Raw genomic sequence first — 12,659 nt, forward strand, 5'->3', positions numbered from 1 at the left:
CGACTATGCCGAAATCAGCGCCGTTCGAGACCCACACTGAACGATACGAGGGTTGGTTCGAGAAGCACGAGGACGCCTACCAGTCCGAACTGGCTGCGCTGGATCGGCTCGTCCCGGCGACCGGCCGCGGCATCGAGATCGGTGTCGGGAGCGGACGCTTCGCCGCCCCACTTGGCATCGACGTCGGGATCGACCCGGCCGAGGCGATGCTCGAACGGGCCCGCAAGCGGGGAGTCGACGTGGCCAGAGGCGTCGCTGAACAGCTCCCCGTCCGGGACGCCACGTTCGACACTGCGCTGATCGTGACGACGATCTGCTTCGTCGACGATATTCCCCGAACGCTGGCCGAAGCCGACCGGATCCTCTCGGCGTCGGGCCAACTCGTGATCGGCTACATCGACAAAGACAGTCCGGTCGGCCGGATCTACCAGGAGAACAAAGAACAGAACCCGTTCTACAGGGAGGCGACGTTCGTCTCGACGGATGACCTCCTCGACTCACTCGAAGCCGCCGGCTTCAGTGAGTTCGAGTTCGTCCAGACGATCTATCAGTGGCTCGATGAGATAGACGATCCCGAACCGATCGAAGACGGATACGGCGACGGTTCCTTCGTCGGTATCAAAGCCAGCCGCTAGTGGCGAGAGGCGCCGAATAACCCAGATAAGTTGTAATCTGCTCCTTGTCTGGCCGATCACTGTACCCCACCACAATCATATATCCGTGAATTCGCCGTAGCTTTTCGTATGCTGCAGCTAGCGTTGGTAACTCCCATTAGCCGCCCGCCAAGCGGAGGTGGGGCCAGGAGATGACCGATTCTACCGTTGCCGAGACGGACAGTCACTCAGATACGGCAGTTTCCGTCCAGCAAGTGGTGAAGACGTACTACGTCGGTCAACCCGTGCATGCCCTTGATGACGTGACCTTCGAACTACCACGTGGCTCCTACACGGCGGTTATGGGGCCGAGTGGCTCCGGGAAGAGTACCCTGATGAACCTCATCGGGTGTCTTGATACGCCGACCGAAGGAACTGTCGTCGTGAACAGTCAGGACGTGACAAGCCTCTCCGACCGCGAGCGAACACGGCTACGCGGAGAGGAGATCGGTTTCGTTTTTCAGACGTTCAACCTGATGCCCCGGCTCACCGCCCTGCAGAACGTTGCCTTGCCGATGGTCGCTCGGAACGTGTCTCGTGACCGGCGGGTCGAGCGTGCACAGTCGCTACTGGGCCGGGTCGGCCTGGCTGATCGGGTCGATCACTTGCCAAACGAGTTGTCCGGTGGCCAGCGTCAGCGGGTTGCCATCGCCCGGGCACTCGTCAACGACCCCACACTGCTTCTGGCCGACGAACCGACAGGCAACGTCGATACCGATACGGGAGCAACCATCATGAATCTCTTCGCCGAACTCCACGCCGCCGGGAACACTCTATTGGTGGTCACCCACGAGCGCCGAATCGCCGAACATGCTGACAGAATACTCCACCTCCTCGATGGCGAACTGGAGCGTATCGAACGGATAGAGACACCACGGCGGCCGACAGTTGACAGTGGGGAGGGAGACTGATGGAGGTCTTCGAAAGCTTTCGGATGGCCTGGCGGTCGATCCGTGGTCATCGCCTCCGCTCGACGTTGACCACTCTCGGGGTCGTCATCGGCGTCGGTGCAGTCATCACCTTCGTCATGCTCGGCGCCAGCCTGGAAGGTGCGATCATCGGTGACGTCGCCGCCGGACAGTCGCCTGCGATGGCCGTCTCGGCCCAGCAAGTAGACGGTCAGGGTGGTCCGGGCGTAGAGAGCGGTCAGGCGGTCTTCACCGAACACGATATTCAGGAGATTCAGCGCCTCGAAGGGGTCGAATCAGTCGTTCCTGAGGGGACCGTTTCGCTATCAGGGGTTACGTTTCAAAACCAGACCATCGGACTCAGGTCGATGACCACAACCACGCCGAACTACTTCGAAGCGACGGGGACCCAGAACTTCTCTGAGGGTGGAACCTTTGCGCTCGGTCAACGCGAAGTGGTTCTCAACGACGCGGCGGCGACGGTCTTCGATACAAATGTCTCGGTTGGAGACACGATTGCGATAACGTACAGCAGCGGAGAGACTGTGGACGCCGCGGTCGTGGGCGTCCTCAAAGCGACGTCGACTGATGGCGGGGGATTTCAACCCGGTGGCATCGGTCGACCACAGGTGTACGGACCAACCGATCCCTTTGCGCAATCTCAACTTACGAGTCCATCTACGGGCGAGCGCCAGCGGGTCTACTCGCGGTTGACAGTTATCGCGACGGATTTCGACCAGGTCGACGCAGTCGCCGAGAGAGTCAGAGGCTATCTCGAGTCCGAGTCCGATGCAAGCGAACTCCTCCCGTCGTCGTACGAGACGTCCGTGCAAACGAACGAGCAGTTCGTCGAACAGATCCAGAACGTTTTGAACACGTTCACGGGATTCATCACCGGTATCGCGGTCATCTCACTCGTCGTCGGTGCGATCGGTATTGCCAACATCATGCTGGTCAGTGTGACTGAACGGACTCGTGAGATCGGCATCATGAAAGCCGTCGGCTTCCAGAATCGGGATATCCTCCAGCTATTTCTGGTCGAGGCAGTCATTCTCGGACTGATCGGGTCGGTCGTGGGAATTCTGGTAGGGATACTCGGCGGGTATGCAGTCACACGGGTTCTGGATCTTCCGTTTACGTTCCCACTGGAATGGGCCGTTATCGCGGTAGTCGTCGGTATCGTCGTCGGTGTGGTCGCCGGTCTCTATCCGGCGTGGGACGGTGCGCGAACTGATCCGATCGAGGCGCTTCGATACGAGTGAACTGCAGATTCCAGTTCATCGGCTCTGAAACGGGACCACGTTGTCGATGAAGTTTCCCTGTTGACGTCGATCAGTGTCGCAAGCCATTCACTCGCTGCGTCGAGATCGGCTGGCGTATTCACATTTGTTCGTCACCTGTCGCGTTCGGCCAGTTCGACGTACTGATCGGCCACTAGCTAACAGTTTCGCTCAGTTCGTGTTCACCCTCTTTTGTGGCTGTACTAACTACGTGTAGTTTCTGTGTAGGGGACGTACCAGTCGAGCCGACCAATCCACGGTCGTTTACATAGCTGCTGATCGATACAGAGCGTTCTCCTTCGAGTCTCTAGGTGGCTCAGACGTCGTAACGGACCGATCATACTGCTCTCACGTCCGGTACTGTGTAGAAGTTAGCTACGATCCCCGATCTAGGAACGAAATCACACAAGGGCAAGAAGAGATAGAGTGGCCTCCAGAGCGGGTGGACAGTCTGTGGTCCCGGTATCCACAATCAACGATTTGAGCGTCGACGTCGAACACACAGTTGACTGCTTCATAATCGGGTTCCGTCTATCGGTTTCTCCTCTGCGGGCGTGAGATGGCTGTCAGAAGACATGAGGCACTCGTCTGTATCACAGTTAGCCAGCGGGTAGATCCGGTCTATCCTCCGTTTTCGTCGAGTATGACGTATGATCTGCCGGGCTGGGTTGCTCGACGACGGAGCGTCCCATACTGGCGCTACAGACGCTTACTCGCCATTACAAGCCGATTATGAAGTTTTGACGTCTCCCGCTTCGGAGCCGAGAGTTTCGAGCCACCAGTGGGAGGCGATTCCCTGCTTTTCCGCCTTTCTGTGCTCGTCGCTCGCTCCGACTGCCAGTTTTTCTCCTAGATCATATCCGAACTGTCTGTCCACACTCTCTTGCGGGGCTGAGAACCGATTATGAATCATCGACGACGACGAGACCGCCATCCGGACAGGCGCTCAACGACGGAGGTGGCTTCGGAGTGAGTATGACATTTACCGTTTCTTCCCGGCATGAAGAGTTGATAGAAGGTTCGTCAGGGGAGAGCGCGTCTCCGTACCCTTACCGTTCTCACTGATGAGCAGCCGAGCGAAACAGCGAAGCACTAATTACCTGCGAGAGTGCCCCCGTCTTTGTCAGGCACAGCCTCAGTATTTCACTCGTGCATAATACTCAAGGAGACAGTATCTACTTCTAAGATATGGAGACCTAAGACATTGCTATTGTCGGGGGTGGCTGCGTGGGGTGTTCGGTCGCGTACCACCTGGCGAGGGACTCGTCTCTCGATATCTGTGTCATTGAGAAGGAGCACCACCTCGCCGAGCACCAGAGCGGTCGGAACTCCGGGGTCTTACATCCCGGATTTAATTATCCACCCGGGTCACTGAAAGCCGGTTTGCAACCGAGGGCACTCGACGAATGAAAGAGTAATGCAGGGCCAACATTCTCCCTCTCGATGAACTCGGTGTCGTAGTAATCGCAACCGATCAGGAAGAACGACACCGTCACACTGAACTTCAGGTTCAGGCCACCGAGAACGGTCGTGTTAAGTTAGGAACGAGGCGGTCGAAGATTCGGATGTTCATGGCCGAAACCGACCGCCTCAACGAATCTACAGACTGGATCGACTTGGAGTTTGTGCAGCGTGAGAGGACACCCCCGCAGCTCATTAAAAAGGGTATTCGCCACCATCTTGCGGGCCTATCACTCTCGAATACAGTTGTGTTACGTGAGGAGTCGGGTGTCAAACGCAGTCGCACTGCGGTTCACAACTGGGTTCAAAAAGCGGATTTACAGCCGAGCGGCGGTGAGAATCTGGATCGAGTTGCGGTCGATCAAAAATCGATCCGGATCAACGACGAGCAATACTGGCTGTACACCGCGGTTGATCCTGAATCCAACAAAATTCTCCATTCACGACTGTTCCCAACGTATACGGTGCCGATTGCACGAGAGTTTCTCACTGAATTGACCGAGAAACACGCCGTCACAGACGCCGTGTTTCTCGTCGATGACGCAGATGACCTCATCGCCGGCCTTCGACGAGAAAATCTCAGCTACCGCGTCCAGCAACACGGCTTTCGAAACGCCGTCGAACGTGTCTTTCGTGAGGTAGAACGACGAACATCTTCGTTTTCAAACTGCTTCAGCCACGTTGATCCAGATACCGCAGAATCATGGCTACAAGCTCACGCCGTCTGGTGGAATCAATGGCTAAGTTAACACCGCCCCGAGAACGGGGTTAAAACCGAACTCCTCGAGGACCAGGGCGCGATTCGAGAGCAGGAACAGTTGCTGTTGGAGTGACTGCTCTCTACTGTCCGGAGGCTGCATCGGTTGACTCACAGAAATACGTCTACTCGCTTGCTGGAGATGCAGAGAACATGGGCGTGGATTTTTTCACCGGCTACGAGGTTGAGGCGATCCGTACTGGCGATCATAGCCATCGTATTCAGACATCAAACGGAACGATCACGAGTTCGTATCTGGTCAATACTGCAGCCCTCAACGCAGACGAACTCGCCCATCAGATGGATGTCGGAACCGAGTATTAGATCGTTCCGTTTCGTGACGAGTACTACGAACTGGTCCCGGAGCAACGCCACCTGGTACGATCGATGATCTGTCCAAGGCCCGATCCTGACCTGCCCTTCCTGGGCGTCCACTACACCCGGCGGACCGATGATAAAGTGATTATCGGTCCGAACGCCGTCCTCGCATTCGACCGTGAGGCATACGAAAACACACCATTTGATATATCTGAACTCCTCGATACGCTTGGATTCGAGGGATTCTGGAAGTTGTTCGCGTCCCCAAAGATGATTAGCGTGGGTATTACCGAACTGAACAAGTTCCCTAACGACGGGACACTGATCAAGGATCTACTCTTCGAACACGGCCCTTGTTCCATTCACGTACTCAATGCTGTGTCGCCGGGATTGACGTCGTCGCTTCCCTTTGGCGAGTATCTTGCAAGTGAACTCACAGATCGGTTCGAGTCATTATGCCACCGGATGAGGATGATGACGTGAATCCGGACGATGTGCTTCTTCTTTGTTTGGAATCACCATGTCGAACTTCGACTTCAGCTCAGAGGCACCATATGCAACCGATAGCCGATGGCTTGAGATTCAGTTCTTTCTCCGTGTGTGGGGTGGCGAATCGGCCCCACTGTGACCTTTCGTTTGGATCCACCTGAGAACCCGTCCAGCCCGGCTGGTTGCGAGTGCATCGCGTGCCGAAACCGCTTTTATTTCTGGTTCTGATCCGTCCGAATCTACAGAAGTATAAGGCCGACGAACAGGCCAAGGAAAACCGACGAAACGCCCAGGCCACCGAGAAAGTGAGACTCGAAAATCATATAGACGTATATTGCGCTGGCCTTACCAACAACGTACGCATTCCATGTCGTCCAGCGCTTCCTGATTCCACAACCGAGTGCGTAAGCGAGCGATCTGAGGTAGAGTGAACCTGCAATTAGCCCTGGGCTTGGAAGTGGATATAGATAAGAACGTATTTATATAACATATTTTTGAGGTTAAGCAGGCTTGTTATTGTTATGAATCAAGCGAGAATAGAATCCTCTGGTTGGGCACCCGACAGGCTGCTTCGGTTCAATTCTATTGTGGCGAATTGTTTCAACAATAGCCATTGGAAGAGTGTCGACGGAAAGACCGGTTAGGGCCGACTCCTGTTGATCGCAGAACAGCTTAATGCACGTCTGCAGCCAGTAAGCCAACCCCTTTCGCCCGCTACCGTGCATAAGATATTTATACTAATATTATCTGCGACGGTAGTACACGTGGATGCACCGGCGGCAATATCTAGGACTGATCTTGACCGGAGCCGTGGCACTCACGGGCTGTACGAACAACAGTAGCGAGGACGCGCCGGCAACCACTGACCAGCCCAAGGAGACTACCGTCGGTGACAATCAGGCATATATCTCTTACGATTCCCTGGCGTACCGCGAGGTCTTTGACTATGAGGAGGAACGAAGTAGGGACCTCCTCACGAACTCCCCCTCGCACAACGGCTCGGCGCTCGAAGTTCCTATTCCGGAGGGGCAGCACCGTGGGATGCGGATGCGCTTCTGGTTTGCGGACCACTTCAGCGAGGAACCCGAAGCCGCGTCCGCCACTTACTGGCTGTACGTCCCGAAGGACTTCGAGTTCGCCGCGTCGCACTCCGGTGGTGGGAAGCTACCTGGGTTCCAGGGAACGTATGGGAACTGTGGCGCTGGTGACCTCGGCCCCTGTGACGGCTCGGACGGCTGGTCGGCGCGGATGAGCTTTATCCGTCCGAAGGCGGCGTACCTTGATACAGATATTGGGCTCGCACACTACGTCTATCACGGCGAAATGAACTACAGCCCAACCTACCCGTACGGCACCTACCTACGATGGAATCGCGGTCTCACGCTCGGTGAGTGGCACCGCATTGACCAATTCGTCCAGATGAACACTCTCGGTAACCACGACGGTATACTCCGCGGCTGGGTTAACGGTAAGCTGGCGCTCGACCGAGACGGGTTGCTCTTCCGTGGGGCCGAGGCCGAGGACATCCGTATCGAGGAGTTCGTGAACACGGTCTACTTTGGTGGCCAGTGGCCATCCCCAGTGGACAACGCGATGTACTTCGGGGATCTCGAGATCAGGACCGGGCCGCCGGAGTCCTCGTCACTTGACAAGCCGACATGACGGGCGTCGCGAACACCCTCACCCGTCACGAGTTACTTTCCGAGGTTGAGGTCGTCTGCGAAGATATGGTCGTCGTACCGGATCATATAACGGTCGGCGACGTACCTGTCGACAGGCGCTACCGTCTCGTGGAGCGCGTCCCTAACGAGGAGGTCAAACTCATTGACGTCAGCCGCGACAGTCAGACACGAGGTCGACGAGAACCGGGGATTAACCTCGATAGTTTTGGGGATTCCCTCGGCGTCCAGCACCTGCTGGACGTTCACCGGCCCCTTCGGGTCTAGCGTATCGAAGATGCTGCGACACGAGTCCGCAACAGCGGGCGCGCGACGCGTCACGCCGAGCACCGTCGAGCCGTCCTTCTCGATTGCTTCCTTGGGGACGACGCCGAGCAGGCGGCCGTCTCTCGTTCCGACCACGCTAGTCGTGAACTCGGGGCCGTCAAGGTATGCTTGCACCAAGAGGTCCTCTGGGTTCCTCTCGGTCCGCGCCAGGTGGTCGTGGAGGCTAGACTTGTCGTCGACACGCTGGACACCCCGGCTTCCGCGCCCGCGTCGAGGCTTCACGATGAGCGGGTACACTTCTTCGTCGATACGCTCCGCCTCGGAGGCGAGCCAAGTCGCGGGCAGGTCATCGCCCGCGTCGGCCAGCCACTGGTGCATCTCGTATTTGTCTAGGGCGGCGTCGATAACGGGCTGCCGGGGGGCGACTATTGGTGTCTCGGATGGCAGCGCCGCCCGGAGGCGTGTGAGTTCGGCTAACTCCTCGTCGACGGTTGGGACCAACACGTCTACACCGAACCGATCGACGACCGCGGCCACCGCAGCTGGCCAGTCGTCGTCGGTCGCCAGCGGGACGGGTGCCCCCGCGTCTGCCAGGCGAATTCCCGCAGCTGCGGGGTTCGCGTCGATACCGATCACCTTGTGATCCGTCCTGGCCAGCAGCGATTTCACCGCCCCAACGCCGCTTGCGCCGCCGACGCCGGTCACGAGTACTGTCGCCATGTAGTTCGTTTGCCAGTTGTGACACTTATCTAATAACTGCTTACGACGGGACGACTACAGTAGGACCTAACTATTGAAATGCTATTGTCCCTAAATATAACCACTTGCAATGCCTGCCGCAGTGTGTTTCGACCTTGATGGGACACTGTTCGACGACCGTCAGTACGTGCGCGCGGGCCTCGAACGTGCCGGCGAAGTCTACGCTGAGCGAACTGGCGTTGACTTGACCGATGCTTTTCTTCGGGCGTACTTCCAAGCCAATGCGACCGACGCAACGTTCGATGCGGTGCTCGCAGAGCGTGGATACTCCCTTGATGCAGTCCCGGAGTTGGTCGATGCGTACCACGCCAACGACGCCGCGCTGGTACCGTTCTCGGATGTTGAACCGACGCTGTCGGTCCTCAAAAACGAGTACGCGCTCGGCTTGGTCACCGGCGGGCGAAACGGTCGCGCAAAACTTCATCGGCTCGGGCTGGCGGACTACTTCGATATCGTGATCGTCACATCGGAACTCGACACATCCAAGCGGGAGCCCAAACCATACAAGACTGCACTACGGGAACTCGACGTGCCGGCAGAGGCGGCGGTGTACGTCGGTGACCGCCCCAGCCTGGATGTCTTACAGCCCCGAGCCCTTGGCATGCGGACCGTGCGAGTACGGCGGGGCCAGTACGCGGAGCGCGTCCCGACCGGGGATGCCGTCCCGGATGTCACCATCGATAGCCTTGCCGAGCTCCCAGACTTGCTGGCGTCCCTGCCGGACGACTAAACCGAGTGAGGTAGGCCGGCAGAAAACACCACTCAGGGACTCGTCCGCTAGTTCCTCGGATCCTGCTTGATGCGTATGACTTGGAACGCCTCGGCATATCGGGTATTTGCTTGTCGCCCGCGGAACCGTGCCAGCCCTTCCATCGCCTCTGCTTCGAGATACTTCTTTTCGGACTGGCTCTCGTGAGTGCGAATTGCCTCGATCTTCTTTTTGAGCACAGATTCAGGCATGGGGCTGTAGTATTCCGGCGCGAACGAAGACCGCGTTGACGGCGACTCGAAGGACAGCACCTCGTCGACGTTCCGGGCCGCCGCGATAGATGCCAGCGCGGTGTTTCGGTGGTCTTGGTGGGTGTCTTTTTCCGAGTGGATGTAGACACGGTCGGCGCCGACCGACTCGAGGATGTCATCGATCTGCTTGACGAGTTCACCCCCGTAAGCGACTTCGGTGTCCGTATAGCCGAGAAAGTGGAGGTTGTCGACATCAAGAATCTCTGCTGCCCGCTCGCACTCGCGCTCCCGTTTGGCCGTGTTCGAGAGTTCGCCGCCGCTGGTCACCACGATGAAGTCTATAGTGTGTCCCTCGGCTCGGTGGAGTGCAACCGACCCGCCAGCCCCGATCTCGATGTCATCAGGGTGAGCTCCGATGGCGACAATGTTCATAACAGTAAGATGATTTCATAGGCATAATGTTATTTTCCAAATACCACTAGCGATGAGTTCGGGTCCGGACCGGTCGGCTGTTACGAAACAGTCAGGTGTAAAAATGTTGATGCTGCCGGTCCACTTGGCTTTTTCACTCGTCATCGAAACTGTGCGAAACTCGTAGTCGATCTCCGGGGAGAGCCCAGTGAGGCTTGTTACAAAGAACCCGGTCTCTACCCGCGTCTCGCCGATGCTACGGTCTATTCTTGTCGTCAACCTCAAGTCATTTGAAGTGACAGTTGGCAAACTGCGCGCCATCGAAGCCACTGAACGCCCAAAAGTCCATGGCTATCGTGTTCGGTCACGCCCCCCACCCCTTAGAACCATATCTCTATAATTGCGCTATTCACCACCATAGGCACCCCTGCCGAAGCCCCCCTCGCCGTAGCCACTATTCCCGGCGCGTGTGCTACCTTTCTGGCTCGCCACCGCTCCGAGACCAATGGCGACCGCCCCAGTCATATGCACGAAGCCTCGTCGATCCACGGAAAATTCGGAATCGGGACTGGTAATATCGTCATACTCGTGTTTAGGATCTTCTACCATATGCGTAGGTACAAGCTACTACGGGTAATTAATACTTTTTGCTAACTGCTTACCTACTATACAAATTTATATACTTACTAATATAATATAGGATATTTATACTAACTAGATAGGAATCTCCAAACCTAAAGTAAGGTACTATTACCTCCACCGATCAGGCGACTCTGAGTGTTCGCGCTGTGCAATCGTCGCTACGCTCGTGGAGTCGCGATTCCCATGTGCGGAGCCGGTCGCAGGGGTGCTCGGACGCCATGAAAGCTGCAAATACTATTGCCGGGCCTGATGTTCTTTGTGCCACAGCAGTCGTCACGAAAGCCGGTCGACCCGTATCTGTGCGTCGCAACCGGGTGGGTCCAGGGTAGCGTTCGCGCCACTCCTATGATTGACGGGGCCGTGCTTCGTCGTGGCGGTTGTCACTGGATACGATGGTCGACGCTTCGAGCCTCTCACGGGACTTCGCGACTGAGACTATGGCGAGACTGGTGTACTACGTGACCTCGGGCTTAGTCATCGTCTTCCTCTCCCGAGAGCTGATGCCGTCGGACTATGGCAAGTTGTTTTTCGCCATCTCTGTACTGACCGTCTGCCGACTGTTCAGCAGTCTCGGGATCGCGAAGTCCGCGGCGAAACACGTCTCGTATTACCTCGATGCCGACGGCCAGCAGGTCCGCCACGTCCTCACACAATCCGTACGGTACAATGCCGTCTCCATCTCCGTGGTTGCTGGCACGGTCCTGTTCGGCGCAGGCACCATTGCGTCCGCTCTCGGCGAACCGACCATCGCTCCGCTGCTCGCCGTCGGGAGCCTCTACGTGGTGTTCGCAACATTGTACAACTACACTCGCGTGGTGCTCCAAGGGTTCCAGGACATCACCGCCAGCGCGACCGTCTATGCGAGCGAGGGCGTCGGGCGCATCGCTGGCGTGTTCATACTCGTCACGTTAGGCTACGAACTACTGGGAGCGCTCGTCGGCTACATCGTCGGTTTCGTGCTCGCGGCTGTCATCGGTGTCTGGCTGCTCGCCCAGCGAATCCCCTCCCGCAACGAGACCGACCCCATTGAGAACGGACTGGTCAGGCGTATGCTCCGGTACAGCCTACCGTTGACGGTGACGCGGGGTGCGTGGGTGCTCGACCGGGAAGTGGACATCATCCTCGTGGGATTATTTTTGAACCCCGCGGTCGTGGGATACTACGTCGTCAGCAAGCAGATCATGACGTTCGCGACGGGGCCTGCCCAGTCCATCGGGTTCTCTATCGGACCGCAGTTCAACGAGGCTGCGGTCGCCGAGAACGAGGCGTATGCCAGAAAGACCTACGAGCGCGTCCTCGTCTACCTCCTGTTGTTCTACCTCCCCGCCGTCGTCGGGCTGTTCCTGCTGGCGGCGCCGGTGGTAACGACGGTGTTTGGCGAGCAGTACCGGGATGTCGTGCCAATCCTCCAGACGTTCTGCGCCGCCATCGTGCTAGTTGCAGTGACGAAGTCGACAGAAGATATCCTTGACTACCTCGGGCGAGCTGACTCCCGTGCCGTCTTCAAGATACTGACTTCCGCCGGCAACGTTGCGCTTACTGTAGTGTTCATCCAGTCGCTAGGCGCGATCGGGGCCGCCGTAGCGACGGTCCTCATGCAGGCGGTGTACGCGGCGCTCTGTCTCGGAGTTGTGAACACCGAGCTCGGACTGCGGGCGGGGTTCCTCCTTCGGCAGTCCGTACAGGTCGTCGGAATCAGCACGATGTTGGCTATGGTGGTGCTGGTGATCCGCGGATATGCGAGCAGCCCAGTGGCAATCGCGGGCGTCATCGTCACAGGGACGATGGTCTGGACCGTGCTCGCCGTGTTCGGGGGGTTCTTTTCTTTGGACTCGCTGTACAACCTAGCGCCCGGAAAGGAGTAGCGTCCCCCGATGGCCGACGGTCTCATCGACCCGCCGCCCCGCACGCATTCTCTTCCAAACGGGTATTCGATCACATTACTAGCTCACGCTACGGACAGACAGGGAGAGTGTTCGCGGATATCTGGGAGCTTTTCTGCGCTTGCAGTGGGGGGTCGATCCGGCGCCACAGTACTTTGGCTGGTAAGTTTCAGTTATATATAATTCGTTGCT

Annotated in this window: 13 protein-coding genes; 10 read left to right on the plus strand and 3 right to left on the minus strand. The window is 57.5% G+C overall.

What is annotated here, in order from left to right; all coding sequences use genetic code 11:
• Positions 1-5: 5 nt before the first annotated feature.
• The 3 genes from ACFQL3_RS07925 (at position 6) to ACFQL3_RS07935 (ending at position 2,823) form a co-directional block, all read left to right on the plus strand.
• The gene (locus ACFQL3_RS07925; protein WP_377053023.1) at positions 6-635 is read left to right on the plus strand and encodes a class I SAM-dependent methyltransferase; all 630 of its coding nucleotides are present in this window, start codon (positions 6-8) and stop codon (positions 633-635) included.
• A gap of 170 nt (positions 636-805) precedes the next feature.
• A complete protein-coding gene (locus tag ACFQL3_RS07930; protein WP_377053025.1) occupies positions 806-1,564 on the plus strand; it encodes an ABC transporter ATP-binding protein in 759 nt (252 codons plus the stop codon).
• Positions 1,564-2,823 (plus strand): ABC transporter permease, encoded by a 1,260-nt coding sequence (locus tag ACFQL3_RS07935; RefSeq protein ID WP_377053027.1) that lies wholly within the window; start codon positions 1,564-1,566, stop codon positions 2,821-2,823. Before ACFQL3_RS07930 ends, ACFQL3_RS07935 begins: the two co-directional genes overlap by 1 nt.
• 748 nt (positions 2,824-3,571) lie before the next feature.
• On the opposite strand, the gene ACFQL3_RS07940 is transcribed toward ACFQL3_RS07935, so the two are convergent.
• Positions 3,572-3,718, minus strand: coding sequence for a hypothetical protein (locus ACFQL3_RS07940; protein WP_377053029.1), 147 nt, complete (start codon positions 3,716-3,718; stop codon positions 3,572-3,574).
• A gap of 350 nt (positions 3,719-4,068) precedes the next feature.
• Here ACFQL3_RS07940 and ACFQL3_RS07945 point away from each other — a divergent pair, with 350 nt between their 5' ends.
• The 5 genes from ACFQL3_RS07945 to ACFQL3_RS07965 all read left to right on the plus strand — a co-directional run bounded on the left by ACFQL3_RS07945 (position 4,069) and on the right by ACFQL3_RS07965 (position 7,528).
• Positions 4,069-4,251 (plus strand): FAD-dependent oxidoreductase, encoded by a 183-nt coding sequence (locus ACFQL3_RS07945; protein ID WP_377053031.1) that lies wholly within the window; start codon positions 4,069-4,071, stop codon positions 4,249-4,251.
• A 161-nt stretch (positions 4,252-4,412) separates the two neighbouring features.
• Positions 4,413-5,051: an IS6 family transposase gene (locus ACFQL3_RS07950; protein ID WP_377053033.1), complete on the plus strand. Its 639-nt coding sequence runs from the start codon at positions 4,413-4,415 to the stop codon at positions 5,049-5,051.
• An 80-nt stretch (positions 5,052-5,131) separates the two neighbouring features.
• Positions 5,132-5,383 carry an FAD-dependent oxidoreductase gene (locus ACFQL3_RS07955; RefSeq protein WP_377053035.1) on the plus strand — a complete coding sequence of 84 codons (252 nt, stop codon included), beginning with the start codon at positions 5,132-5,134 and terminating at the stop codon, positions 5,381-5,383.
• A gap of 63 nt (positions 5,384-5,446) precedes the next feature.
• Complete coding sequence (locus tag ACFQL3_RS07960; RefSeq protein WP_377053037.1) at positions 5,447-5,860, plus strand: hypothetical protein; 414 nt, start codon at positions 5,447-5,449, stop codon at positions 5,858-5,860.
• A gap of 816 nt (positions 5,861-6,676) precedes the next feature.
• Positions 6,677-7,528: a polysaccharide lyase gene (locus ACFQL3_RS07965; RefSeq protein ID WP_377053039.1), complete on the plus strand. Its 852-nt coding sequence runs from the start codon at positions 6,677-6,679 to the stop codon at positions 7,526-7,528.
• A gap of 32 nt (positions 7,529-7,560) precedes the next feature.
• Here the strand turns inward: ACFQL3_RS07965 and ACFQL3_RS07970 are convergent, their stop codons facing one another.
• On the minus strand, positions 7,561-8,532 hold the full coding sequence (locus ACFQL3_RS07970) for an ATP-grasp domain-containing protein (protein ID WP_377053041.1): 972 nt from the start codon (positions 8,530-8,532) through the stop codon (positions 7,561-7,563).
• Between the two features lie 109 nt (positions 8,533-8,641).
• Between ACFQL3_RS07970 and ACFQL3_RS07975 the strand changes: the two genes are divergently transcribed.
• Positions 8,642-9,301, plus strand: a complete 660-nt coding sequence (locus ACFQL3_RS07975) for an HAD family hydrolase (RefSeq protein WP_377053043.1) — start codon at positions 8,642-8,644, stop codon at positions 9,299-9,301.
• 47 nt (positions 9,302-9,348) lie between these two features.
• Here the strand turns inward: ACFQL3_RS07975 and ACFQL3_RS07980 are convergent, their stop codons facing one another.
• A complete protein-coding gene (locus ACFQL3_RS07980) occupies positions 9,349-9,963 on the minus strand; it encodes a PIG-L deacetylase family protein (protein WP_377053045.1) in 615 nt (204 codons plus the stop codon).
• A gap of 1,013 nt (positions 9,964-10,976) precedes the next feature.
• On the opposite strand from ACFQL3_RS07980, the gene ACFQL3_RS07985 reads away from it, so the two are divergent.
• Positions 10,977-12,449 carry a flippase gene (locus ACFQL3_RS07985; protein ID WP_377053047.1) on the plus strand — a complete coding sequence of 491 codons (1,473 nt, stop codon included), beginning with the start codon at positions 10,977-10,979 and terminating at the stop codon, positions 12,447-12,449.
• The last annotated feature ends 210 nt before the right edge of the window (positions 12,450-12,659 follow it).

This window comes from Natronoarchaeum sp. GCM10025321, from assembly GCF_042663585.1.
Classification (GTDB): Archaea; Halobacteriota; Halobacteria; order Halobacteriales; family Natronoarchaeaceae; genus Natranaeroarchaeum.

Excerpts from the sequence above, each read along its gene's own strand:
- ACFQL3_RS07925 (WP_377053023.1), top strand. The coding sequence starts at position 6 with ATGCCGAAATCAGCGCCGTTCGAGACCCACACTGAACGATACGAGGGT.
- ACFQL3_RS07930 (WP_377053025.1), top strand. The coding sequence starts at position 806 with ATGACCGATTCTACCGTTGCCGAGACGGACAGTCACTCAGATACGGCA.
- ACFQL3_RS07935 (WP_377053027.1), top strand. The coding sequence starts at position 1,564 with ATGGAGGTCTTCGAAAGCTTTCGGATGGCCTGGCGGTCGATCCGTGGT.
- ACFQL3_RS07950 (WP_377053033.1), top strand. The coding sequence starts at position 4,413 with ATGGCCGAAACCGACCGCCTCAACGAATCTACAGACTGGATCGACTTG.
- ACFQL3_RS07960 (WP_377053037.1), top strand. The coding sequence starts at position 5,447 with ATGATCTGTCCAAGGCCCGATCCTGACCTGCCCTTCCTGGGCGTCCAC.
- ACFQL3_RS07970 (WP_377053041.1), bottom strand. The coding sequence starts at position 8,532 with ATGGCGACAGTACTCGTGACCGGCGTCGGCGGCGCAAGCGGCGTTGGG.
- ACFQL3_RS07975 (WP_377053043.1), top strand. The coding sequence starts at position 8,642 with ATGCCTGCCGCAGTGTGTTTCGACCTTGATGGGACACTGTTCGACGAC.
- ACFQL3_RS07980 (WP_377053045.1), bottom strand. The coding sequence starts at position 9,963 with ATGAACATTGTCGCCATCGGAGCTCACCCTGATGACATCGAGATCGGG.
- ACFQL3_RS07985 (WP_377053047.1), top strand. The coding sequence starts at position 10,977 with ATGGTCGACGCTTCGAGCCTCTCACGGGACTTCGCGACTGAGACTATG.